At 67.0% G+C, this 24,012-nt stretch carries 25 protein-coding genes; 19 read left to right on the top strand and 6 right to left on the bottom strand.

The features are described from left to right. Window position 1 precedes the first annotated feature (1 nt). Window positions 2-1,357 carry an FAD-binding oxidoreductase gene (locus QXH22_RS11715; RefSeq protein WP_306243288.1) on the top strand — a complete coding sequence of 452 codons (1,356 nt, stop codon included), beginning with the start codon at window positions 2-4 and terminating at the stop codon, window positions 1,355-1,357. On the opposite strand, the gene QXH22_RS11710 is transcribed toward QXH22_RS11715, so the two are convergent. Genes QXH22_RS11710 through QXH22_RS11700 form a run of 3 tightly spaced genes read right to left on the bottom strand, consistent with a single transcriptional unit; the run spans window position 1,347 to window position 3,583 of the window. After that, window positions 1,347-1,898 carry a TetR/AcrR family transcriptional regulator gene (locus QXH22_RS11710; RefSeq protein WP_306243286.1) on the bottom strand — a complete coding sequence of 184 codons (552 nt, stop codon included), beginning with the start codon at window positions 1,896-1,898 and terminating at the stop codon, window positions 1,347-1,349. The genes QXH22_RS11715 and QXH22_RS11710 overlap by 11 nt on opposite strands. Next, window positions 1,895-2,749, bottom strand: coding sequence for a thioesterase family protein (locus tag QXH22_RS11705; RefSeq protein ID WP_306243284.1), 855 nt, complete (start codon window positions 2,747-2,749; stop codon window positions 1,895-1,897). Before QXH22_RS11705 ends, QXH22_RS11710 begins: the two co-directional genes overlap by 4 nt. A gap of 15 nt (window positions 2,750-2,764) precedes the next feature. Beyond that, a complete protein-coding gene (locus tag QXH22_RS11700; protein ID WP_306244506.1) occupies window positions 2,765-3,583 on the bottom strand; it encodes an SMP-30/gluconolactonase/LRE family protein in 819 nt (272 codons plus the stop codon). 131 nt (window positions 3,584-3,714) lie between these two features. Between QXH22_RS11700 and QXH22_RS11695 the strand changes: the two genes are divergently transcribed. The 3 genes from QXH22_RS11695 to QXH22_RS11685 are packed head-to-tail and all read left to right on the top strand — an operon-like array spanning window position 3,715 to window position 6,692. Further along, a complete protein-coding gene (locus QXH22_RS11695) occupies window positions 3,715-4,605 on the top strand; it encodes an acyl-CoA thioesterase II (protein WP_306243282.1) in 891 nt (296 codons plus the stop codon). Between the two features lie 5 nt (window positions 4,606-4,610). After that, window positions 4,611-5,531, top strand: a complete 921-nt coding sequence (locus QXH22_RS11690) for an LLM class F420-dependent oxidoreductase (RefSeq protein WP_306243280.1) — start codon at window positions 4,611-4,613, stop codon at window positions 5,529-5,531. Beyond that, a complete protein-coding gene (locus QXH22_RS11685) occupies window positions 5,532-6,692 on the top strand; it encodes an acyl-CoA dehydrogenase family protein (protein WP_306275638.1) in 1,161 nt (386 codons plus the stop codon). On the opposite strand, the gene QXH22_RS11680 is transcribed toward QXH22_RS11685, so the two are convergent. Then, complete coding sequence (locus QXH22_RS11680) at window positions 6,668-7,330, bottom strand: DUF427 domain-containing protein (protein ID WP_306243278.1); 663 nt, start codon at window positions 7,328-7,330, stop codon at window positions 6,668-6,670. The two genes, QXH22_RS11685 and QXH22_RS11680, sit on opposite strands and share 25 nt — an antisense overlap. 48 nt (window positions 7,331-7,378) lie before the next feature. Between QXH22_RS11680 and QXH22_RS11675 the strand changes: the two genes are divergently transcribed. The 10 genes from QXH22_RS11675 (at window position 7,379) to QXH22_RS11630 (ending at window position 17,569) form a co-directional block, all read left to right on the top strand. Then, on the top strand, window positions 7,379-8,659 hold the full coding sequence (locus QXH22_RS11675; RefSeq protein WP_306275637.1) for an HNH endonuclease signature motif containing protein: 1,281 nt from the start codon (window positions 7,379-7,381) through the stop codon (window positions 8,657-8,659). 90 nt (window positions 8,660-8,749) lie between these two features. After that, complete coding sequence (locus QXH22_RS11670; RefSeq protein ID WP_306275636.1) at window positions 8,750-10,483, top strand: PPE family protein; 1,734 nt, start codon at window positions 8,750-8,752, stop codon at window positions 10,481-10,483. Window positions 10,484-10,497: 14 nt separating this feature from the next. Beyond that, window positions 10,498-11,667: a CaiB/BaiF CoA-transferase family protein gene (locus tag QXH22_RS11665; protein WP_306243268.1), complete on the top strand. Its 1,170-nt coding sequence runs from the start codon at window positions 10,498-10,500 to the stop codon at window positions 11,665-11,667. 112 nt (window positions 11,668-11,779) lie between these two features. Further along, complete coding sequence (locus tag QXH22_RS11660) at window positions 11,780-12,316, top strand: hypothetical protein (RefSeq protein ID WP_306243266.1); 537 nt, start codon at window positions 11,780-11,782, stop codon at window positions 12,314-12,316. Between the two features lie 9 nt (window positions 12,317-12,325). Beyond that, window positions 12,326-13,030, top strand: a complete 705-nt coding sequence (locus tag QXH22_RS11655; RefSeq protein ID WP_306275635.1) for an NIPSNAP family protein — start codon at window positions 12,326-12,328, stop codon at window positions 13,028-13,030. A 38-nt stretch (window positions 13,031-13,068) separates the two neighbouring features. Then, the gene (locus QXH22_RS11650; protein ID WP_306276021.1) at window positions 13,069-14,241 is read left to right on the top strand and encodes a cytochrome P450; all 1,173 of its coding nucleotides are present in this window, start codon (window positions 13,069-13,071) and stop codon (window positions 14,239-14,241) included. 1 nt (window position 14,242) lies between these two features. Further along, on the top strand, window positions 14,243-15,211 hold the full coding sequence (locus QXH22_RS11645; protein ID WP_306275634.1) for a zinc-binding dehydrogenase: 969 nt from the start codon (window positions 14,243-14,245) through the stop codon (window positions 15,209-15,211). Next, window positions 15,208-15,948 (top strand): HpcH/HpaI aldolase/citrate lyase family protein, encoded by a 741-nt coding sequence (locus QXH22_RS11640; protein WP_306275633.1) that lies wholly within the window; start codon window positions 15,208-15,210, stop codon window positions 15,946-15,948. Before QXH22_RS11645 ends, QXH22_RS11640 begins: the two co-directional genes overlap by 4 nt. Further along, window positions 15,945-16,667 carry an SDR family NAD(P)-dependent oxidoreductase gene (locus tag QXH22_RS11635; protein ID WP_306275632.1) on the top strand — a complete coding sequence of 241 codons (723 nt, stop codon included), beginning with the start codon at window positions 15,945-15,947 and terminating at the stop codon, window positions 16,665-16,667. The genes QXH22_RS11640 and QXH22_RS11635 overlap by 4 nt, the downstream gene beginning before the upstream one ends. After that, window positions 16,649-17,569, top strand: a complete 921-nt coding sequence (locus tag QXH22_RS11630) for an alpha/beta hydrolase (RefSeq protein ID WP_306275631.1) — start codon at window positions 16,649-16,651, stop codon at window positions 17,567-17,569. The genes QXH22_RS11635 and QXH22_RS11630 overlap by 19 nt, the downstream gene beginning before the upstream one ends. Here QXH22_RS11630 and QXH22_RS11625 read toward each other — a convergent pair. Next, window positions 17,559-18,659, bottom strand: a complete 1,101-nt coding sequence (locus tag QXH22_RS11625) for an alcohol dehydrogenase catalytic domain-containing protein (protein ID WP_306275630.1) — start codon at window positions 18,657-18,659, stop codon at window positions 17,559-17,561. The genes QXH22_RS11630 and QXH22_RS11625 overlap by 11 nt on opposite strands. Before the next feature lie 14 nt (window positions 18,660-18,673). Between QXH22_RS11625 and QXH22_RS11620 the strand changes: the two genes are divergently transcribed. Both QXH22_RS11620 and QXH22_RS11615 read left to right on the top strand, forming a co-directional pair. After that, entirely contained in the window at window positions 18,674-19,141 is a 468-nt protein-coding gene (locus tag QXH22_RS11620) for a thioesterase family protein (protein ID WP_306275629.1), read from the top strand. Between the two features lie 29 nt (window positions 19,142-19,170). After that, the gene (locus QXH22_RS11615; protein WP_306243253.1) at window positions 19,171-19,608 is read left to right on the top strand and encodes an SRPBCC family protein; all 438 of its coding nucleotides are present in this window, start codon (window positions 19,171-19,173) and stop codon (window positions 19,606-19,608) included. 5 nt (window positions 19,609-19,613) lie between these two features. On the opposite strand, the gene QXH22_RS11610 is transcribed toward QXH22_RS11615, so the two are convergent. Next, window positions 19,614-20,309: a GntR family transcriptional regulator gene (locus tag QXH22_RS11610; protein ID WP_371934184.1), complete on the bottom strand. Its 696-nt coding sequence runs from the start codon at window positions 20,307-20,309 to the stop codon at window positions 19,614-19,616. 158 nt (window positions 20,310-20,467) lie between these two features. Here QXH22_RS11610 and fadD5 point away from each other — a divergent pair, with 158 nt between their 5' ends. The 3 genes from fadD5 to QXH22_RS11595 all read left to right on the top strand — a co-directional run bounded on the left by fadD5 (window position 20,468) and on the right by QXH22_RS11595 (window position 24,010). Beyond that, complete coding sequence (fadD5, locus tag QXH22_RS11605; RefSeq protein WP_306275626.1) at window positions 20,468-22,120, top strand: fatty-acid--CoA ligase FadD5; 1,653 nt, start codon at window positions 20,468-20,470, stop codon at window positions 22,118-22,120. Between the two features lie 214 nt (window positions 22,121-22,334). Continuing rightward, entirely contained in the window at window positions 22,335-23,138 is an 804-nt protein-coding gene (locus tag QXH22_RS11600) for an ABC transporter permease (protein WP_306243247.1), read from the top strand. Window positions 23,139-23,140: 2 nt separating this feature from the next. After that, the gene (locus QXH22_RS11595) at window positions 23,141-24,010 is read left to right on the top strand and encodes an ABC transporter permease (RefSeq protein WP_306243245.1); all 870 of its coding nucleotides are present in this window, start codon (window positions 23,141-23,143) and stop codon (window positions 24,008-24,010) included. Window positions 24,011-24,012: the final 2 nt, after the last annotated feature.

Raw genomic sequence — 24,012 nt, 5'->3', positions numbered from 1 at the left:
CATGCCGTCGAGCCTGACCGTCCTCCTGACCGAGGTGGTGGGCTCGAATCAGGTCGTCACCGACCCCGACGTCCTGGCGGGCCGCAGCGTCGACCACACCGGCCGGTATCGCGGCAAGGCCAGCGCGCTGGTCCGTCCGGGATCGGCAGACGAGGTCGCCGCGGTGCTCCGGGTGTGCCGCGATGCCGGCGCGCACGTCACGGTCCAGGGCGGTCGCACCTCGCTGGTGGCCGGCACGGTGCCAGAGCACGACGACGTGCTGCTGTCCACCGAAAGGCTCTGTGCTGTCGGCGAAGTCGATGCGGTCGAGCGCCGGGTGTCGGCCGGCGCCGGGGCCACGCTGGCGACGGTGCAGGGTGTCGCCGCGGCGGCGGGCCTGGTGTTCGGCGTCGACCTGGCCGCCCGCGACAGCGCGACTATCGGCGGCATGGCCTCCACCAACGCCGGCGGCCTGCGCACCGTCCGGTACGGGAACATGGGGGAGCAGGTCATCGGCCTGGACGTGGCACTGCCCGACGGCTCGGTGCTGCGCCGGCACAGCCGGGTGCGCAGCGACAACACCGGCTACGATCTGCCGTCGCTGTTCGTCGGCGCCGAGGGCACTCTGGGCGTCATCACCGCGCTGGACCTGCGGCTGCACCCGACGCCGTCGCACCGGGTGACGGCGGTCTGCGGGTTCGCCGAGCTCGGGGCGTTGGTCGAGGCGGGCCGGGCGTTCGCCGAAGTGGACGGGATCGCAGCGCTGGAGTTGATCGACGGCCGGGGCGCGGCGCTGACGCGCGATCAGCTGGGGGTCGGGGCGCCGGTCGCCGGCGACTGGCTGCTCCTGGTGGAGCTGGCGGCGGACCACGACCAGACGCAGCGACTGGCGGGGCTGCTGGATGGTGTGCAGATGTGCGGTGAACCGGCGGTTGGCGTGGATACTGTTGCGCAACAACGGTTGTGGCGGCTGCGTGAGTCGCTGAACGAGGTGCTCGGCGTGTACGGGCCGCCGTTGAAATTCGATGTGTCGCTGCCCTTGCCGGCCGTCGACGGGTTTGCCCGCGACGCGGTGACGTTGATCGGTGACCGCGTGCCCGAGGCCCTGCCGGTGTTGTTCGGCCATGTGGGGGAGGGCAATCTGCACCTGAACGTGCTGCGCTTCCCGGCGGAGCACGAGCCGGCGCTGTATGCCGAGATGATGGAGCTGATCTCCGGCTGCGGCGGCAACGTCAGTTCTGAGCACGGTGTCGGCACAGTGAAGAGGCCCTACCTGGGGATGTCCCGGCAGGAGGCCGATGTCGCCGCGATGCGCGCCGTGAAGGCGGCGCTGGACCCGACCGGCTACCTCAACGCGGCGGTGCTGTTCAGTCGGTAGTTCCTTTGATGCCGACGGCGTGGCGCAGCTGGGCCAGGAACTGGTCGGCATCGTCGCTGCGAACGACGTAGTGCGAGATGGCGATTCGGATCGCGGTGGCGGCCTTCACCGCGGCGTTGGGCCCGGGCAGAAGACGTTGCAGCCCTTCCCGCATCTCCGGGATGACGCCGGACATCTGCGGCAGGACATGCTCGGGCTCGATGTCGACCATGCGCACGCCCGAGTACGAGTACTGATAGTCGACGATGAATCGCAAAGCCGCGTCCAGCCTTTCGACGCCCTTGAGCCCGGCCGTCGCCTTCGCCAGCCCCTTCTCGAAATTCTCGCGCTCGTATTTGGAGAACGCCGACATCAGCTCTTCCTTGGAGGCGAACCAGCGGTAGAGCGTGGGGCGCGATACCCCGGCCTGCGCTGAGACCTCGGACAGGCTGAGTTTGGTCTTGCCGCTGCGGGCCAGTACTTCCGCGGTGGCGGCCAGGATCCGCTGGCGGGTCGAGGTGTCGTTCTCCATGCTTTCGCTCACCGGCGACGGCTGGCTCATGACTCGTTCTCTCCCAACGGGTTCCGCTTGGGCGGCCGGGGCCGCACCAGCACCGACTGCTGGATGGCGCCGACCGCACCCTGCTGGTCGAACAGTGTTCCGATTGTGGTGCCGATGCCGTCCGGGCCGTAGCTGGTTTCCGCACGGATGCCGATCCAGTCACCGTCGGGAACCCGGAAGACGTGCACGGCCAGATCGGTGTTGACGAAGGTGAACTTGGTGATGTCCAGCTTGCTGCCGATGCCGTTGGCGCAATCGGCCACCGCGAACAAGCGCTCCAGCGGCGTCATGGTTTCACCGGCGACCAGGTCCGCGACGGGCCTGATCCACGATTCACCCGGGCCCGGCGTCATCGGAACGGTCAACCACAGCCACTCCAGGCTGTGGACGTAGTTGCGGTCCCAGTTCCTTGCCTTCAGGTTGCGGTCCCGCGCCTCCGACAGGGGGCGTAGCGCCGGCATCGGCGCATGGGCGACCGCCGCGGTGTCGACGTGCTGCAGCCGCCATCCACTGGCCCGGGCCACCGGTCGCGGTTCACCGTCGGGTCCCAGTGCCAGCATCTCGGCGGTGACCAACTCGATCTGCCTGCCGCTGCGTTCGAGCTTCGAACGGACCCACAGGTCCCCTTCCACCGGGACCGCGCCGAGCAGGTCGATCACCACGCGGCTCAGCCGGGTGTCGTCGCGCCGCTCACAACGTTCCAGCGCACGCGTCAGCAACGCCGACACCGGCGCACCGTGCTGGATCGAGGACGACCAGGTGCCGCGGGCCAGGTCGGTGGCGCGGAATTTCTCGCCCTGCGCGTCGGCGTCTGGAATATCCTGGATCAGCTCGTAGTACGAGTCGGTCATCATCCCCCTTTCCGGTCAGGGCAGGCCGGCGCCCGGAATGTCCACCCGCACCGCGTCCAGCCTGGCCGAGCGGGTGCCTACCAGTCGCTTGGGATAAGCATCGGTGCTCGACAGCAGAAACAGGGTGCGCCGCTCCGGACCGCCGAGCGTGCAGGCGATGGCTGCCCGGTCGCCCAGGTCTATCCGGTCGGTCACGTCGCCGCCCTCGGTGATTCGCTCGAACTGGTGGGCCAGGGTCATCGCCGCCCACACCCCGCCCTCGGCGTCGAGCGCGATGCCGTCGGGCGGGCCGTCCAGGCCGTCGGCGAAGACGCGCCGGCCGGCGAGCCCGCCGTCCTTGTCGACGGTGTACGCGGTGAGTCGGCGGCCGGTGGACTCGGCGACGATCAGGGTATCGCCGCCCGGCGAGATGACCATGCCGTTGGGGAAGTCGAGGTCGGTCGCCACCACGGTCGCGTTGTTGTCGGTGTCCAGCCGGATGACGGTGCCGCCCTCGAACGCCTGGGACCCGATGTAGGCGCGTCCGAGGTTGTCGATCACCATGTCGCCGAGGCTCGCGGGTGCGAGGGCGGACAGGTCGGCAACGGGCTCCACGGTCTCGCCGTCGTACCGGAGCACCTTCTTGTCCTCGGTGGACACGATGAGCAGCGATCCGTCGGGACGGAAACCCAGTCCTGACGGTGTATGACCCGGCAGTGGCAGCGTGGTGAGCGAGCCGCGCAAGTTGCAGGTGTGCACGGCTTCGCCGAGCATGTCGGAGAACCACAGCAGGCCCTCGAACCAGCGCGGGCCCTCACCGAAGCAAAAGCCGTCGGCGAGCGGGGTCGGCGCCAGCGAGCCTTTACAAATCACTGCCAAAGTGTCATGCACCACAGGCGTCGCTGTCAACGCGGGCATGGCTCGGTACGAGCTTTACAAATTTTGCACGAAATGTCACGCTGAGCCGTGAGCTGCCGGAACAAGGGGTGAGCGCGTTGACGACAGAGTCTGAACAGGTCCAGTGGTCGGTGGAGAGCCTGCTGGATCTCTTCGAGGTGCGGCCCGAGGGCCCAGATCGGTTCACCGCCGACACCGGGCTGGCCGGGCAGGACGGCCGGCAGGTGGTGGAGGGTACGCAGGTGGTCGCTCAGGCGATTGTGGCCGCCGCGAAGCGATTTGAGGGCAAGTCCGTGCGCTCGGCGCACGCGGTGTTCGCCCGCGCGGTGATGGTGGGGCCGCCCATCGAACTCCTCCTCGATGTGCTCAACGAAGGCCGCTCCACCGCAACGGCGATCATCTCGGTGTTGCAGGGCGGCAGGCGATGTGTGAGCGTCACGGTGCTGACCGACGTTCCGACGGATGACGTCATCCGTCATCACCTGACCCGTCCTGACGTCGCGTCGCCGGCAGAAGCCAACGTTGTCGAGATGCCGATGGCCGGTCGGGAACTGCGCCTGGTCGACGTGGTCGATGTGAACAGCCCGGACGAGGTCGGTCCGCCGGAACTGTACGCATGGCTGCACTACGATCCCATCCCGGAGCGAGACGATCTGGCGAAGGCACTGCTCGCGTATTTCACCGGCCACCTGGGCATTTCGACCACCATGCGGGCGCATCCCGGTATCGGCACTGCCCAAGCGCACCTCACGGTGTCGACCGCGCCGATGTCGATCTTCGTGTCGTTCCACGAGCCGGTGCGCTGGGACGACTGGCTGCTCTACAGCCACGAGAGCACGCAGGTCGGTGCGGGAATGTCGTACGTGCGCGGCACCGTGCATACCGAAGACGGCGACCTGCTGTGTTCCTTCGCCCAGGAGGCGCTGATCCGCCCGCTGCGCACCAGTGACACCTCGATCAACGCTGCGGCCCGGTTCTAATTCCCGTGCGTTTCACCATCACTCATCCGATGCACAGCCATCCGTACAACCCGGAGCTGGTCAGCGGAGACGGCATCGCAACGGTGGCGGCGGCGGCGGAGAAGGCCGGGTTCCACGGGTTCGGGTTCACCGACCATCCGGCCCCTTCCCAGCGCTGGCTGGAGGCGGGCGGCCACGACGCACTGGATCCGTTTGTGGCTCTTGGCTTTGCGGCAGCACGAACCTCCACGTTGCGTCTTATTCCGAACATCGTGGTGCTGCCCTACCGAAACCCGTTCGTGGTGGCCAAATCCGGAGCGACGCTGGATCTGCTGTCCGATGGCCGGTTCACCCTTGCGGTGGGCGTGGGTTATCTGCGGCGGGAATTCGCCGCTCTGGGCGTGGACTATGACAAGCGTGCCGAGTTGTTCGAGGAATCGCTGCAGGCAATCCGGGCCATCTGGACGTCCGACGACATCTCCTTCGAGGGGCAGCATTTCACCGCGCGCGGGATCACCGCCCACCCGTTGCCGGTGAGCCGGCCGCATCCGCCGATCTGGATCGGCGGCAATACCGGAACGGCCCGCCAACGGGTTGCGCAATACGGAGACGGCTGGTGTCCCTTCCCGGCCCCCGCCGGACTGGCGCGTACCGCCGGCACCGCCGTCATCGACTCGATGGAGTCACTGGCCGCCGGAATCGGCGATCTCCGCAGGCGCTGCGACGCGGTGGGTAAGGATTGGTCGACGGTCGACATCACCTTCAGCAACTTCGCGGGCGGCAATCCGGCCGGCGACGACTTCAACGCCGACGCCTACCTGGATGGTCTGGAAGAGCTTGCCGCACTGGGCGTTACGTGGGTATCCGCGCATCTGCCCGGTGACAGCCTGGCGCATGCGCTGGAAACGATGGACCGGTTCCGTTCTCTGGTGATCGACGTGATCTGAATGGACTTCTCTGTCGTGCCGTTGTCGGACGACGACCGGGCTTTCTATGACCGGATGCGCGCGTTCATCACGGAGCACGTGACCGACGAGGTGCGCCGGCGAAATCGCGACTTGGGTGAAAACTTCGACGAGCGCGTGCATTTGGCGCTGGGCGAAGCCGGCTTCCTGGCGTCGGACTGGAAGCCGGAAGCGGACGGCGGGTTCAGCGCCGTCCGTCGTCGCATCTTCAACCTGGAGATCGCGCGGGCTCATACCCCCTGGTATCACTGGGGCACGACGTCCGTCGTCGCGCATCTCGTGCAGCAGTTCGCGGTGCCCGAGCTCGTGGAGATGGTGCTGCCGGGCGTGCTGTCCGGGGAGGTGCGGTTATCTCTCGGCTACACCGAACCCGAAGGCGGCTCAGACGTCGCGACCTGCAAGACCCGTGCGGTACGGGACGCAGACGGCTGGATCATTAACGGCTCCAAGATTTTCACCTCGAACGCGCAGAACGCGAAGTACGTCTTCCTGCTGACCAACACCGATCCGCAGGGACCGAAACATCGGAACCTGACGATGTTTCTGGTGCCGCTGGATTCACCGGGCATCGAGATTCAGGGCATTCGTACCCTCGACGGTGACCGCACGAATATCGTTTTCTACAGCAACGTGCGCGTCGAAGACCTGTACCGGATCGGTGAGGTCAACGGCGGATGGACGGTGATGCGTGCCGCATTGGATTCCGAGCACGGGTTGACCGAACCCGATGCCGAGGGGCTGCAGGACGTCGCGGCGATGGCGGGTCACGGCGTGTTGATGGCCGAAGCGGTCGACCGGGTGGCCGCTGTCGCGGACGTGGACGACTCGTCGGTGTTGTATCGCCTGGGGCGCAGTTTCGCGCGGACGGAAGCGGCGTTGTCCAGCCCTGGGATGTTCGGACGGGTCGCGATCGGCCAGACCATGCGCGACATCTCGGCGGACCTGATGGACATGCTGGGGCCGGCGGCGGCGTTGCCGACGGATACCGAGGGATCCGCCGACGACGGCTCGGCCGAGCACCTTTTCCGGTTGGCGCTGCCGATGGGCATTTACGGCGGTTCGCTGGAGGTCTTCCGCAACATGATCGCCCAGCACGAACTGCGGCTGGGCCGCCCGGCCTACGGGAGTTCGGCCTCGACCTGAACTTTGGCGTGGTCGAAGCTGAAATGCTCTGCTATTGGCTGGCTTTCGGGATACGGTTCGGCGTAGGTCCAGGCAATGTCCTCGTCGCCGTCGAGTGCCGCCCAATACGTCGCGTACCCCTTGTAGTTGCAGTACGTCGACGTGTCGGTTCGGCGTAGCAGCTCGGTACGCACATGGTGGGGAGCCACGTAAAGCCTTGGCTCGAGCGCGGTTTCGAAGACGATTGTGGTGTCGTCGGTGTCGACCAGCAGTGTGCCGTGAAGCGATACTCGCAGCCTTCGGCGCGTCGGCCGGCAGTCGACACGGTGATACGGGTTGGGCGGGTAATGCACGAGTTTGCGTCCCTCCTCGAACCAGGCGTCGACCGCGGTCCAGGGCACGTGGACGTATCCCGGCGCTTCCGGCTCGGGTTCGGTTGGGAGGCCGGTGATTACGCCTTCGGGGAAGACATAACTGAGCGGGTGGCTGCGCCGGTGCACCATCAGTGCGCTCTCGGTATCGATGACGATCCGTCCGTTGTGCAGGGCCTGAACCCGACGCGGATGTGGCTCGATGTAGACGACGTCGTGCGGGATGGGAGGGGCGAATCGGCCGGCGGGGTCGCCGCTGAGTGGGCCGCGACCGGCTACCAGGCTCATTCTGCAAGGGTACGGCGGAGATCCCCGCATCGTGGTACTATCGAACATGTGTTCGACTTCGCGCAGTTCTCGCAGGTGGACCCCGGTGCCACCGAAGCCGAACTCGTCGCGCGCATCGAGGCGCTGGAGCAACTCAAATCCGCCGCCGCCGCCGGACAGGCCCGCGCCGCCGCCGCCCTGGACACCGCCCGGCGCGCCGCAGAATCCGCCGCCGGGGTCCCCGCGGCCCAGCGGGGCCGCGGAGTGGCCAGCGAAGTCGCGCTGGCCCGCCACGACTCCCCGGCCCGCGGGGGACGGCACCTCGGGTTCGCCAAAGCCCTCGTCCACGAGATGCCCCACACCCTGGCCGCACTGGAACACGGGGTGCTCTCGGAATGGCGGGCCACCCTCATCGTGCGCGAATCGGCCTGCCTGGACGTCGAAGACCGCCGCGCACTGGACCGCGAACTGTGCGCCGACACCACCGCACTGCACGGCCTCGGGGACAAACGGATCATCGCCGCAGCCAAAACAATCGCCTACCGCCGCGACGCCCGCGCCGTCGTCGAGCGCGCCGCCAAAGCCCCCCAGGACCGCACCGTCACCATCCGCCCCGCCCCCGACACCATGACCTGGGTCAGCATCCTGCTGCCCGTGGCCCAGGGAGTCGGGATCTACGCCGCACTACGCCGCGCCGCCGACACCACCGTCGACCACCGCACCCGCGGCCAAGTCATGGCCGACACCGCCTTCGAACGCCTCACCGCCACCCCCGCCACCACCCCCGCACCGATCGCCCTCAACGTCGTCATCTCCGACCGGGCCCTGCTCGGCGGCGCCAACGACGCCGCCCTGCTCGAAGGCTACGGCCCCATCCCCGCGGAGGTGGCCCGCACATGGCTCAACGCCGCGCTGGCCGATCACCACGCACTGGCCACCCTGCGCCGCCTCTACGCCAACCCCCAAACCGGTGCCCTGGTAGCCATGGAATCGCGCGCCCGAGCCTTCCCCCGCGCCCTGGCCGCCTTCATCAACCTGCGCGACCAAACCTGCCGCACCCCCTACTGCGATGCCCCCATCCGCCACCGCGACCACATCCAACCGGTCAAACACGGCGGACCCACCACCGCCACCAACGGACAAGGCCTCTGCGAACGCTGCAACTACACCAAAGAAACACCCGGCTGGACCGTCACCGCCCACCACCACAACGGCCACCACACCACCGAACACCAAACCCCCACCAAAGCGCGCTACCGATCCACCGCCCCACCGATCTACACCGTCACCCATATCAGCGAAATGGAGGACGCCCTCGGCATCACCGTGATCGACCTGCACGCTGCCTAGCCTTTCGTACGAAAAGGCTTTATTGACGCGGGCGCAGGCGTACCGTCCTCTGCGGGTACTCGAGAGTTCCGCCTGACAAGGGGGTCAATCGTGGCAAACTTCGTTACCTTTCCGCCGGAAATCAATTCTCTGCTGATGTTCAGCGGCGCGGGGTCGGCGCCGATGCTGAATGCGGCGGCGGCTTGGGACGGTCTGGCAACGGAGTTGGGAACGGCGGCATCGTCCTTCTCGACGGTGACCGCCGACCTGACCGGTAGCTCCTGGCGGGGAGCGGCAGCGGCAGCGATGACCGCGGCGGCCGCGCCCTATGCGGATTTCTTGAGGACGGCATGCGCCCAGGCGGCAGGTGCGGCCGAACAGGCCAGGGCGGTGGCCGATGTGTTCGAGGCCGCCCGGGCCGCGACAATCCATCCGCTGGCAGTGGCGGCCAACCGAAATTCTTTCGTCCAGCTGATCAGGTCCAACTGGCTTGGGCTCAACGCGCCGGCGATCATGGCCGCCGAAGGGCGTTACGAGCAGATGTGGGCCGCGGACGTCGAAGCGATGACGGGCTATTACGCAGGCGCATCGGCCGCGGCGGCGCAGTTGCCCATTGATCTGCAACGGTTCCTGCAGAACCTGCCCAGCCTGGGGATCGGCAACAGGGGCAACGCGAACATAGGACACGGCAACACCGGCACCGGAAACATCGGCATCGGCAACAGCGGCACCGACAACACCGAACTGGTGCCGCCACAGTCGGGCAACTACAACATCGGCGGCGGCAACAATGGCAGCTTCAACGTCGGTGGCGGCAACAACGGCAACAAGAACATCGGCTTCGGCAATTTCGGCAACGGGAACATCGGCTTCGGCAACGGCGGCCCCACCGACCTGTCCAATCCGAACCTCTTCACTTTTCAAACGACCGCCGGCAACAACAACGTGGGCATGGGTAACACCGGTAGCGACAATGTCGGTCTGGGGAATCTCGGTAACGGAAACATCGGCGGCGGGAACACCGGCAACGGCAACGTGGGAGCCGGAAACACCGGCGTCGGAAACTTCGGCTTCGGCAACAGTGGCAATGGCAACATCGGGATCGGACTGGTCGGCAACGGCCGGGTGGGCATCGACCTGGCCGGGCTGTTCGCCAACGGCAACATCGGCCTGTTCAATTCGGGTGACCACAACATCGGCTTCTTCAATTCCGGTAGCGGCAACATCGGGATCTTCAGCTCGGGCACCAATACCGTTTATCCGGGCCAGATCAACAGCTTCGGATTCGGAAACTCAGGGACCGGCAGTCTCGGCTTCGGCAACGCCGGCGCGGGCAACGTCGGGTTCTTCAATTCGGGTCTGCTCAACACCGGCTGGGGTAACGCGGGCTCGATCAATACCGGCGGCTGGAACGGCAACAACCTCAACACGGGGTTCTGGAACTCGGGTGAGACCAATACGGGCTTCGGCAATTCCGGCCACGTCAACACCGGCTTCGGGAATGCAGGCAATGTGAACACCGGCTTCGGTATCGACACCGATGCGGGTGACGTCGGCATCGGCGCCGTCGCCAACTCAGGGTTCGGCAACACCGGTGCCGGAATCTCGGGGTTCGGCAACAACGGCGGGGACGCCGGTCACGGAGTATCCGGCTTCTTCAACACGATCGTCGCGGCGCTGCAGTCATCGGGCGTCAGCTCGGGCTTCTTCAACACCGCTGTCACCGGCGCCGTGGGCCCGTTCCCGGCAGGCGTGCTGAGCGGGTTCAACTCGGGCATGTTCAACACGGGGACCGCCAACTCGGGCATCCTGAGCCTCGGGCAATTGGTGATGAATGCGGGGTGATTAAGGTCCCAGTCATGGCGGGACCAGTGCAGGGCATCAAGGTCGTCGAACTCGGAGTCTGGGTTGCCGGGCCGGCGGCGGCCGCAATCCTCGCCGACTGGGGCGCCGATGTCATCAAGATCGAACCGCCGACGGGAGACCCCGGCCGGATGTTCGGCCGGATGCTGGGCTGCGACCTCGGGGTGAACCCGCCGTTCGAGATGGACAACCGGTCCAAGCGCAGCGTGGTGCTGGACCTGACCACCGACAGCGGCCGGCGCACGGCGCTCGAATTGCTCTCGGACGCAGATGTTTTCATCACCAATGTGCGGCCCGGCGCGCTGAAAAGGCTGGGACTGGATTACCACACGCTCGCCGCCGATCACCCCCGCCTGGTGTACGGCCTGATCACCGGGTACGGCGAAACCGGGCCGGATGCCGACCGCGCCGCCTACGACGTCGCGGCGTTCTGGTCGCGGGGCGGGATCGCCCATCTGCTCACCCGGCCCGGTGACACACCGCCGTTCCAGCGCGGCGGCATGGGCGATCACTCCGCGGGCATGACCCTGGCCGGCGCCGTCTGTGCGGCACTGCTGGCCCGCGAGCGCACCGGTGCCGGGCAACTGGTGTCAACGTCGCTCTACCGCCAGGGTGCCTACACGGTGAGCTTCGATCTGAACACCTACCTGCTCACCGGACAGCCGATCGCGATCGGGGAACGCGCCAGCATGGCCAACCCGTGCATGAACAACTATGCCGCCGGCGACGGCCGACGGTTCTGGATCGTCGGACTGGAAGTGAACCGCCACTGGCCGGCCCTCTGCCGGGTGGTGGGTCGCACCGACTGGCTGAGCGACCCGCGCTATGCCGACGCGCGCGGGCGCGCGGCGAACGCGGTCCAGCTGATCGCCGCACTGGATGAGATCTTCGCGACCAAGTCGCTGGACGAATGGGCGGACCTGTTCGCCGCCGAACCGGATTTCTTCTGGTCGCCGATCAACACGCTCGAGGACATCGTGGCCGACGAACAATTCCACGCCGCTGGCGGCATCGTCGATGTGCCGGACGGAGACGCGATCGTACCGATGGTGGCCACCCCTGCCGATTTCCACGGAACGCCCAGTTCACCGCGTTCTGTGGCACCGCAACTCGGCCAGCACACCGATGAGGTTCTGGCCGAACTCGACGCCCGCCGGCGGCCCTGAACGCGCAGCGAAGCTTTACAAAACTAAGCCAAAATGTCACGCTTGGTGACGGCCCATGGCAAGCGCGACGAGCCACGCCATTTGCGGGGGGCGTGGCATTAGGAACGGATCGATGGTTACTCCAACGTTCGATATTCATCCGGGTAGGGGCACGACCCAACGGGCCCGGCCCGACGGCCAGGTGCTGCGTCACCGCCTCGACGTCATCGCCGTCGGCACCGACGACGTCGTTCACGGCGCCGGCGGCTGGCTGTATGACCGGGTGATGGCCGGTTGGCAGGTGAACGTGCTGTTGCCGCACGGGTGCGACACCCGCCCGCTGCGAGTGCTGGGACTTCGGGTGCTGGACGCGGACTTCGACGTATCCGGACCGATGGGCCAGGGCCTGGCCGTCAGCGTGAAGGCATTCGCGGCCGACGAGCGCGTTCGCGCGCTGGTGCGCAAGGCGGTAGCCAGCCGGTTGACTGAAGTCGCGCTGTGGGGCGAAGGCTGGCCTCTCGGTGCGGACCGCGGCCTCACCAGGACCCGCTACACGCTGACCGCCGCAGCCCGGGCGTTCAAGGCCCAGGCGCTTCGTGCGGTCGGAATGTCCTATGAGTCAATAGATTCCACTGAAACCCTGGTGACCGACTCGGCTTGGCTGGGCTAGCCCAACAGCATGAAGAAGTACCATCGCCACACGCTGCTGTATCTGCACGAAACGATCAACCTGGGGTCCGGGCGCGGCGGGGACTTCACCGAAGTGTTTGTCGACACCTATCAGCCGATGATGGAAGAACTCGGCGCCCGGTTGTACTCGATCTGGGAAACCACCCCGTACAACGGTCACTGGCCGCAGGTGACCATCATCTGGGAGATCGACGCATTCGCGGACTACGCCAGGATCGGCGCCGCGCAGGCCCGCGGTGGAAGTCACGAGGCGACCGCCGGCAAATGGTCCGCGTATCTGAGCGACATGGGCGCCTCGGGGGAGGGCCGGATCATGTACGCCGGACCCAGCAACAGGAGCCTGGCCGCGCTGCGAGAAGCCAATTTCGATGCGTCCCTGGTGATTCAGGAGATCATGCAAACCAAGCCAGGTCGGCAGGACGACTACATCCGCGAGCTGGAACGGCTCTACGTGCCCTGGTCGGAGCGCACCGGTAAACACTGGCTCGGGTCCTTCACCACCACCTTCCGCTTCAACGAGGTCATCCACTATTGGGCACTCGAAGGCGGCTGGGAGTGCTTCGCGAATCACTATCCGTCTTGGAAGGACAGCCCACCCGCGGAAATCGTCACCTGGATGAGCGTCGCGCCGGCGCTGCGCGACGGTTGGGAAGACTCCATTCTGCAGGCTCTACCGCCGTCGCCACTGCAGTGACGCAGGACTTCTCCTACGATCCATTCGACGCGGACGTGATGGCGAATCCGCTTCCCTACTACCGCATCCTGCGCGATGAGTACCCGGTGTACTACATGCCGCAGTGGGATACCTTCGCCGTCTCGAGGTTCGAAGACATCTGGCAGATACTGGAAGTCAGCGACGGCACCTTCGTCGCCTCGGAGGGAACCCTGCCGCCGGCATCGGTTCTGGCGCAGCACAATAACGGCCCGGTCGCCGACCCGCCGTTGCATCCACTGCCGTTCCATGCGGTGTTCGACACGGACCTCTACGGTGAGATCCGCCGCGCACACTCCCAGCCGCTGCGGCCCAGGTCCGTCACGGCACTGCGGTCACGGATCCGCGAACTGGCCAACGAACGACTCGACCTGCTGTTGGCGCAGGGTTCTTTCGACCTCACCCAGGACTACGGTGGCATCGTGGCGGCCTCGATGGTGTGCGAACTGTTGGGACTGTCAACGGATCTCGCGCCCCAGGTGTTGGCGGCGGTCAACGCGGGCAGCCTGGCCGAGCCCGGCGAGGGTGTCGACACTGCCGAGTCCAGGCCGAACTATCTGCAATTCCTGGTGCCGGTGGTGCAACGTCGCCGCGACGGCGAAGCCGGCGACCTGCCGGTGGTCGACGGACTGCTCGGCTATCACCTGCCCGACGGCAGCGCGCTCACCGACGTCGAGGTCGCCACCCAGATGCTGTGCATCTTCATCGGCGGAACCGAAACCGTGCCGAAGATCGTGGCACACGGCCTGTGGGAGCTCAGCCGGCGACCCGCGCAGATGAAAGCGGTGCGCGCCGACCCGGCCGCCACCGTACCGATCGCGCGCGAGGAGATGATCCGGTACTGCGCGCCGGCCCAGTGGTTCGCCCGAACCGCCCGCAAAGCCTTCACCCTCCACGGGCAGACGATCAACCCCGGCCAGCGGGTGATCACACTGCTGGCCTCGGCGAACCGCGACGAACGCGAATATCCTGAGCCCGACGAATTCATCTGGGACCGGCCGATCAAGCGGTCCCTCGCGTTCGGCCGGGGCCAGCACTTCTGCATCGGCTACCATCTGGCCAGACTGGAAGTCGCTGTGTTGGTGGAGGAATGGCTGCGCCGGGTGCCGGAATTCAGTATCGACGGTGATCGGGCCACCCGGCTGCCGTCCAGCTTCCAATGGGGCTGGAACAAGATCCCGGTGGAGGTCTGAGGTGTGGTCCTACCGGATCGTCGCGCCATATGAGTTCCAGCGCACCTCGATACCGGACAAGACGGCCGGGGATCTCGCGGATCGTCAGGTGCTGCTGCGGTTTCAGGCCGCCGGGGTGTGCGGCAGCGACCTGCCCGGATTCCGTGGCGCCAAGGGACGCCTTCCCGGTGACGACGGTCGCAGTGCCGCGGAGAAGGACGGCTTTCCGATCCACGAGGTCGCCGGCGAAGTCCTCGCCAGCCGCCATCCCGACCACCGCCCCGGCGACCTGGTCGTCGGGTGGGCCTCCGGATTCGACGGCCTGATGCAATACGTCGTCAGCGACGGTGACGGCCTGGCGCCCTACGACGCGGCGCTGACGCCGGCGCAGGCAGTCGGTCTACAGCCACTGGCCTGCGTGCTGTATGCCTGCGAGCAACTTCCGGAGCTCACCGGCCGGCACGTGGCGATCATCGGACAGGGATCGATCGGGCTGCTGTTCTCCTACGTCGCCAAAGCCGCCGGAGCCCGGCGCGTCACTGGGATCGACCCCGTCGACCGCGAAAACCTCTCGGGCACCTACGGTGTCGACGACTCGGTGCGGGCCACCAGTGACCGGTGGGTGAGTCAGCTCGCGGCCGGCGACCGGGCGGACGTGGTCATCGAGGCGGTCGGTCATCAGGTGGCCACCCTGGGGCACGGCATCGGCGCCGCCGCCCCGGGTGGCACCGTGTTCTACTTCGGCGTCGCCGACGACGACGCGTACCCCATCGACATGCGCGCCCTGCTGCGCAATAACCTGACGCTGAAATCCGGTGTGACACTGGACCGGCGGCGGATGCTGGAGCTGGCCGGCAAGTTCGCCGCCGAGCATCCCGACCTGCTCGGCACCTACTTGACCCACACCTTCGCCGTCGACGACGTGCAAGCGGCATTCGAGTTGGCGTGTCGCCCCGACCCCGCACGCGTGAAGATTGCGATCGCCGGATGAGCGTCCTGCAGCAGGGCGGTCGCACGCCCCTCTGGGGTGGTTGGGTCACCGGCCCCACGCTGATCGGGCCTGAGGAGTTCGCCCGCGCCGGCTACGACTATGTCGGATTCGACGCCCAGCACGGCTATCTCGACGATGCTGCGGTGGCTGCCATGCTGCGGCACCTCGAGCACGTCCCGATCGCCACCGCGGTCCGGTTGCCCAATGCAGACCCGGCTCCCATCGGCCGGGTGCTCGATGCCGGGGCGGACGCGGTGATCATCGCGATGATCGAGTCGGCCGAGCAGGCCGCCGCGGCAGTGGCTGCCACCCGCTACCCGCCGGCCGGCGTTCGCAGCTTCGGCCCGCTGCGGGCGAGCCTCGGCCACGACCCCGCCGCGCTGGGGGCCAGGGCCGCCGTCTTCGCCATGATCGAAACGGCCGCAGCGGTTTCCGGTATCGAGGACATCTGCGCGGTCGACGGCCTGACCGGAATCTACATAGGACCGGCCGATCTGGCGATTTCGATGGGCACCGATGTGGCGGGGGCGACGCGCAACGACCGCGTTCTGCAGGCCATCGGCCGCATCCACCGGGTCGCCACCGACGCCGGACTGGTCACCGGAATCCATGCCAGCGACGGCTTGACCGGGAAGAGGCTGGCGCAGTTGGGTTTTCAGATGATCACCCTCGCCTCCGAATCGCATGCGCTGCGCCGAGGCGCCGCGGAACACCTACGCGAGGCGACGGCCGAGTGAGCAGCACCAAGGTGGCACTGGTCACGGGCGCCGCAGGGGGTCAGGGCGGGGCGATTGTGCGGAGACTTCTCGGCAAGGGCTACCAGGTGGCGGCGTGCGACGTGCGGGGCGACGAACTCGACGCTGCAACAGACGGGTTGGGTGTGCTGGCGATACCGATGGACGTCACCGATGCCCAACACTGGGACGCGGCCGTCGGCGCCGCTGTCCGGCGATTCGGGGGACTGTCCACGCTGGTGAACAACGCCGGTGTGCTGCACCGCGCCGCATTGGCCGACGAGACCGCCGCGGATTTCGAGAACTCCTGGCGGGTCAACTGTCTGGGCGCATTCCTGGGTATCCAGGCCGCGCTGGAACACCTGCGCGTGGCCGAGGGCGCAGCGATCGTCAACATCTGCAGCACCGGAGCGATCAGGCCGTTCCCGCAACATTGCGCCTATGGCTCGGCGAAGTGGGCGCTGCGCGGCCTGACCCAGACCGCCGCGGCCGAACTCGCGCCGGCCGGCATCCGCGTCAACGCGGTCTTCCCGGGTCCGATCGCCACCCCGATGCTCGATGACGCCATCCAGCAGCGACTGGCCGCGGTGGCGATGTTCGGCCGGCTGGGCCGGCCCGCCGAAATCGCCGATGCAGTAGCGTTTCTGGTCTCCGAAGAGGCGTCGTTCATCACCGGGTCCGAACTCGTCGTCGACGGTGGGCAATGCCTACAGATCCGGTGAGTTTCGGCGAGCGCCTCGACCCGGCGCTACGTGCCGTCGCGGTCAACCGAACGGTGTTCACCGCCGAAGCCATACCCCTAATCCGGGAGTCGATGAACCAGCGTCGCTCCGAAGCGCGCCCGGACACCGCCGGGGTGTGCATCGACCGGGCGGTCGCCGGTGAGGTGCCGGTGCGCGTCTACCACGGCGGTACGGCGCCGGCGCCGGCCGTCGTCTATTGCCACGCAGGCGGTTTCGCGCTCGGCAACCTCGACACCGACCACCGGCAGTGCCTGGAACTGGCCCGCCGTGCCCGGTGTTCGGTGGTGTCGGTGGACTATCGCCTCGCACCCGAACACCCCTTCCCGGCGGCGCTCGACGATGCCAGGAGCGTGCTGGAATGGCTGTCGCGCAATGTATCTCAGCTGGGCATCGATCCGGACCGGATTGCAGTGGCAGGCAGCAGCGCCGGTGGCGCGCTGGCCGCGTGCCTGGCGCACGGCGCAGCCGACGGCGAATTGCCGCCGGTGGTCTTCCAGCTGCTGCACCAGCCGGTGCTCGACGACCGGCCCACCGCGTCGCGAACCGAATTCCGTTGTACGCCTGCTTTCGACGGCGAAGGGGCTGATCTCATGTGGCAGCACTACCTGGCCGGGCAAGAACCGTCGCCCGCGGCTGCGCCGGCCCGGCGGGACAACCTGGCCGGCCTGGCGCCGGCCCTGATCACCTGCGCCGAGATCGATCCGTTCCGGGACGAGGCGGTGGAGTACGCGCAGCGGCTGCGGCAGGCCGGGGTGCCGACGGAACTGCACGTATTCTCCGGCGCCTGTCACGGATTCGACTCGCTGCTTCCCGACTGGGCAGCGTCGCAGCGACTGTTCGCCCTGCAGGGCGCAGCGCTGTCGGCGGCCTTCAGAACCTGATCAGCTGGCGCACCGCGGTACCGTCGGCCAGGTGGTCCATCGCCTCGTTGATGTCGTCCAACGCGATCGTCGACGACACCAGCGACTCCACCGGCAACCGGCCGGACTGCCACAGCGCCACGAACCGGGGGATGTCGCGACTGGGCACCGCCGACCCGAGGTAACTACCGATCAGCGCCCTGCCCTCGGCGACAAAACCCAGCGGCGACACACTGATCCGGGCGTCCGGGCGGGGCAGCCCGACGGTGACGGTGCGTCCGCCCGGGGCGGTCAGCCCGATCGAGGTCTCCAGCGCGCGGGGGTGGCCGACGGCTTCCACCACCACATCCGCCTTGACGCCCTCGGCCTGCTCCGGAGTGTACGTCTCGTGCGCGCCCAAAGCCTCTGCAGCGCGCAGCTTTTCGGCTACCTGGTCGACGCCGATGACGCGGACCCCGGCATAGGTCAACGCGGTGATCACGGCGGCCATCCCCACGCCGCCGAGTCCGACCACCGCGACCGACTGACCCGGTCGCGGGTCGCCGACATTGAGTACGGCGCCGCCCCCGGTCAGCACCGCACACCCGAGCAGCGCGGCCACGTCGGCAGGCACATCGTCGGGCACGGCAACAGCACTGGCCCGATTGACCACCGCATGCGTCGCGAACCCCGAGACACCGAGATGGTGATACACAGGGCCGCCGTCTCGGCTCAGGCGGAGGCCGCCGCCGAGCAGCGTCCCCGCGTTGTTGGCGGCGCTGCCAGGCTGGCACGGTGTCAGGCCGTCGGTGGCGCAGGCGGGGCAGTGGCCGCACCGGGGCAGGAACACCAGCACCACCCGCTGACCGATCCGCAGATCGTCCACGTCGTCGCCGAGCGCTTCGACGATGCCGGCCGCTTCGTGACCCAGCAACATCGGCACCGGCCGCACCCGGTTGCCGTCGACCACCGACAGATCCGAGTGGCACACCCCCGCCGCCTCGATGCGCACCAGCACTTCGCCCGGGCCAGGGTCCTGCAGGTCGAGATCGGAGATGCTGATGGGCAGCGACCGCGCATAGGGGCGTGGCGCACCGATACGCTCCAGCACCGCGCCGCGGATCTGAATCATGTTGGAATACAACCATGAGCTCAATGCCAGCCGCCCCGGATGGCCTCACCAGCGCCGACTTCCCGGTGCTGTGGCCGGTGCTCACGCGCTGGGCCGACAACGACATGTTCGGCCACCTCAACAATGCCGTCTACTACCAACTGTTCGACACCGCGATCAACGCCTGGATCGCCACCGAAGCCGGCGTCGACCCGCTCACCATTCCCGAGCTGGGCATCGTCGCGGAATCGGGCTGTCGCTATTTCGCCGAGCTGGCGTTCCCCGAGCGTCTCGCGGTGGGTCTGGCGGTGACCCGGCTGGGCCGCAGCAGCGTCACGTACCGCCTCGGCGTCTTCAAGGCGGATCAGGGCGACGACGACGCGCCTGTGCCCATCGCCGCACTGGGGCACTGGGTGCATGTTTATGTCGATCGCGGCAGCCGCCGACCAGTCCCGATTCCCGGCGCCATCCGCTCTCTGTTGTCCAACGCCGTCATTGATTGAGCGCCCGCGGGCGCACGTATGCTTCGCCAATGGCAGTTATGAGCAAGACAGTCGAGGTCGACGCCCACGCAGACTCCATCATGGGCATCGTTTCCGACATCGAGCGCTACCCGGAATGGAATGAAGGCGTCAAAGGCGCCTGGATCCTCGCGCGCTACGACGACGGCCGCCCCAGCCAGGTCCGCCTCGACACCAACGTCAACGGTTTCGAAGGCGTCTATATCCACGCGGTGTACTACCCGGGTGAGAACCAGATTCAGACCGTGATGCAGCAGGGGGACCTGTTCGCCAAGCAGGAGCAGCTCTTCAGCGTCGTGGCCACCGGCGTCAACAGCCTGCTCACCGTCGACATCGACGTCGAGCCCAGCATGCCGGTACCCGCGCCCATGGTGAAGATGCTGTTGGGCAACGTGCTGGACCAACTGGCTGCCAACGTCAAGCAGCGCGCCGAGCAACTGGCCGGCTAACCCAACTACGAGGCGAAGATCCCCGTCCGGTCCAGCGCTTCGGTGAGCCGTCGGGCGGCATCGGTGAACTGCCAGACCGTGTGTTCGACCACCGCAACTGCGTCACGGTTGCGCAGTGCGGCGATCAACCGGCGGTGGTTGTCGACGGTGGACTCACCCCACACCGGATCGGCGGCGTACAGCTGCGCGGGCATGTAGCGGGCGGCGTTGAGCAGGAACCAGGACAGCTTGATCCGTCCGCTCGCCTGGTTGAACACCCGGTGGAAGGAGAACTCCAGCGAGGTGATCGCCTCGGTGTCGCCATGGCCGACGGCCGTCGCCAACAGGTCGTTGATGCGCTCGAGCTCCGCCAGCTCCCGTTCGGTGATGCGCTCGGTGGCGGCGACGGCCAATTCCCGGGCGATGGTCGCCTGCAACCAGAAGATGTCGTCGATGTCCTGCCGGGTCAGCGGCAGCACCACGTGACCGCGATGCGGCTCCAGCTGCACCATGCCCTCGCCGCGCAGCTTCAGCAGGGCCTCGCGCACCGGCGTGATGCTCACACCGAGCTGTGCGGCGGTCTCGTCGAGACGGATGAAGGTGCCGGGACGCAGCGTCCCCGACATGATCGCGGTCCGCAGGTGCCCGGCGACCTCATCGGAGAGCTGGGCCCGGCGCATCGGCCGGCGCCGTCGAGGTGTAGCCGATAAAGGTGCATTCACGTGGCCTGCCAGGCCCTTTCAGCGGCATTGCGGTATTGGCTCAAGTCGTGGCTGAGGGCTTGTTAGCGACCTCAGCGGCTGTTAATGTGACCCAGACAACACATGTTTTATCAAATATCAGCCTGACGCAAGCGGTGCGCAAGTGAAGGGAAGGCATATTGACCGCCCAATTGGCCGGCCAACCGATGCAGGCCCACACCGAAGCGCTCGAGCAGCCGTATCGTGCTCGCCGCCAGAACTGGGTGAACCAGCTCAAGCGGCACGCGATGATGCAGCCGGACGCTCCGGCGCTGCGGTTCCTGGGCCGCACGCTGACCTGGGCGGACCTCACGCGTCGCGTCACCGCGCTGGCCGGCGCGCTGAACCGGCGCGGCGTCGGCCCCGGCGACCGGGTGATGGTGTTGATGCTCAACCGCCCCGAGTTTGTCGAGTCGGTGCTGGCCGCCAACATGCTGGGCGCGATCGCCGTGCCGCTGAACTTCCGGCTCACCCCCGCCGAGATCGCCTTCCTGGTCGAGGACAGCGGGGCGCGGGTGGTGGTCACCGAGGCCGTCCTCGCGCCGGTGGCCATCGGTGTGCGGAACATCGCTCCACTGCTGGATACGGTTGTCGTCGCGGGAGACACCGCCGCCGACGACGTCCTCTTCTATGAAGAACTTATGAATGAGGCGGGCGATATGCCCGCTGCGGTGGACATCCCCAACGACTCTCCGGCGCTGATCATGTACACGTCGGGAACCACCGGACGGCCCAAGGGCGCGGTGCTCACCCACGCCAACCTCACCGGCCAGACCATGACCATGCTGTACACCAGCGGTGTCGACCTCAATCACGACGTCGGCTTCATCGGTGTCCCGCTGTTCCACATCGCCGGCATCGGCAACATGCTGTCCGGGATGCTGCTCGGTCTGCCGACCGTGATCTATCCGCTCGGCGCGTTCGAACCCGGCCAGCTCCTCGACGTGCTGGAAGCCGAGAAGGTCACCGGCATATTCCTGGTTCCCGCGCAGTGGCAGGCGGTGTGCGCCGAGCAGCAGGCACGGCCGCGCGACCTGCGGTTGCGAGTGATGTCATGGGGGGCGGCACCGGCGCCAGATGTGTTGCTGCGTCAGATGTCCGAGATTTTTCCGGGCACCCAGATCCTGGCCGCGTTCGGCCAGACCGAGATGTCGCCGGTGACCTGCATGCTGCTCGGCGACGACGCCATCCGTAAGCGGGGATCGGTCGGCCGGGTGATCCCGACGGTCGCCGCCCGCGTCGTCGATGACAACATGAACGACGTGCCGGTCGGCGAGGTCGGCGAAATCGTCTACCGCGCACCGACATTGATGAGTGGCTACTGGAACAATCCGGAGGCCACCGCGGAGGCGTTCGCCGGCGGCTGGTTCCATTCCGGCGACCTGGTCCGGATGGACGCCGAGGGCTACGTCTGGGTGGTCGACCGGAAGAAGGACATGATCATCTCCGGCGGGGAGAACATCTACTGCGCCGAAGTGGAGAACGTTCTGGCCAGTCACGAGCGCATCGTCGAGGTCGCGGTGATCGGCCGGGCCGACGCGCGGTGGGGCGAGGTTCCGGTCGCCGTCGCCGCTGTAACGGAAGGCCACCTCCGGATCGAAGAGCTAGATGAGTACCTGACCGAGCGGCTCGCCCGGTACAAGCACCCCAAGGCGCTCGAGATCGTGGACGCCTTGCCGCGCAACCCCGCCGGGAAGGTGCTCAAAACCGAACTGCGTTTGCGCTACGGCGGCGGCGACGCCTCCGAGAATCGCTCTGCCACAACACAATCTGCCATCAAAGAGGAAAGTTGACGGGGTCGATATGTTTGCTGGGTGCTGACGGAATGTCAATTGTTGAGTTGCTATACACACCTGGGCAACCATCGGGTACATTCCTGTGGTCTCCGTTACTACCTGCGGGTAGGGAGCCGTTGGTCACACACTTAGGGTCGGGGCAAGGAGGAGGCGTGCGACACCAATCGCCGCGGCGCCGCGACACGAGCGGCCCCAATGTGAAGGGGCAATCGTGACGACATCCACTCGGCCGCATCTGGCCGGATTCCTGCGCGATCGATTCGAGTCGCCGCTGACTTTGATCGGCGGGTTCTTCCGGATGTGCGTGCTGACGGGGCGGGCTTTGTTCCGGCGGCCGTTTCAGTGGGGCGAGTTGGTCCTGCAGTGCTGGTTCATCATGCGAGTGGCGTTGTTGCCGACGATCATGGTGTCGATCCCGCTGACGGTGTTGTTGATCTTCACACTCAACGTGCTGCTGTCGCAGTTCGGCGCCGCCGACCTCTCTGGTGCGGGAGCGGCTATTGCGGCGGTCACCCAGCTCGGTCCCTTGACCACGGTGCTGGTGGTGGCCGGTGCCGGTTCGACGGCGATTTGCGCTGATCTGGGTGCGCGCACCGTCCGTGAAGAGATCGACGCGATGGAAGTGCTCGGCATCGACCCGATTCATCGGCTGGTGGTGCCCCGGGTGATCGCGGCGACTGTGGTCGCGACGCTGCTCAACGCTTTGGTGATCACGGTGGGACTGGTTGGTGGCTACCTGTTCGGGGTGTACCTGCAGAACGTGTCCGGTGGGGCGTATCTGGCGACGCTGACCACGATCACTGGTCTGCCGGAGGTGATCATCGCGATGGTCAAGGCGGCGACGTTCGGGTTGATCGCCGGGCTGGTCGGTTGCTACCGCGGGTTGACGGTGCGCGGTGGCTCCAAGGGGCTGGGCACGGCGGTTAACGAGACCGTGGTGTTGTGCGTGGTGGCCTTGTATGCGGTGAACGTCATCTTGACCACGATCGGTGTGCGATTCGGGACGGGGCACTAACGATGTCGACAGCAGCGGTAGTCCGCCAGCGGTTCCCGCGGGCGGCGGCCAACGTCAACAAGTACGCGGGTTCGGTGACCCGGGGGCTGGACGAGACCGGCCAGCTCGCGTGGTTCGTCCTGACCAGCCTGGGGCAGATCCCGCATGCGATTCATTACTACCGCAAGGAGACCCTGCGGCTGATCGCTCAGATCGGGATGGGCACCGGCGCCATGGCGGTCGTCGGCGGTACTGCCGCGATCGTCGGCTTTGTGACGTTGTCCGGCAGCTCGCTGATTGCCATCCAGGGCTTTGCCACGCTGGGCAACATCGGTGTCGAGGCCTTCACGGGGTTCTTCTCCGCGCTGATCAACGTGCGAATCGCCGCCCCCGTGGTGACCGGAATCTCGCTGGCAGCAACAGTGGGAGCCGGTGCCACCGCCGAGCTGGGTGCCATGCGGATCAGCGAGGAAATCGACGCGCTGGAAGTCATGGGGATCAAGTCCATTTCCTATTTGACCTCCACCCGTGTGGTCGCCGGGCTGGTGGTGATCATCCCGCTCTACGCGCTGGCGATGATTATGGCTTTTCTTTCCCCGCAGGTCGTGACGACGCTGTTGTACGGGCAGTCGAGCGGCACCTACGAACACTACTTCCGGACCTTCCTGCGCCCCGACGACGTGTTCTGGTCGTTCCTGGAGGCGATCATCATCGCGGGCATCGTGATGGTGACCCACTGCTACTACGGGTTCAATGCCGGCGGCGGACCGGTCGGGGTCGGCGAGGCGGTCGGCCGATCCATGCGGTTCTCCCTGATCTCGGTTCAAGTGGTTGTTCTGTCCGCCGCGTTGGCGCTCTACGGCGTCAACCCCAACTTCGCATTGACGGTGTAGCG

Origin of the sequence: Mycobacterium sp. TY814 (assembly GCF_030755175.1) — a bacterium.
In the GTDB taxonomy this organism is placed as follows: Bacteria; Actinomycetota; Actinomycetes; order Mycobacteriales; family Mycobacteriaceae; genus Mycobacterium.
This window is presented reverse-complemented; position numbering and strand designations above follow the sequence as displayed.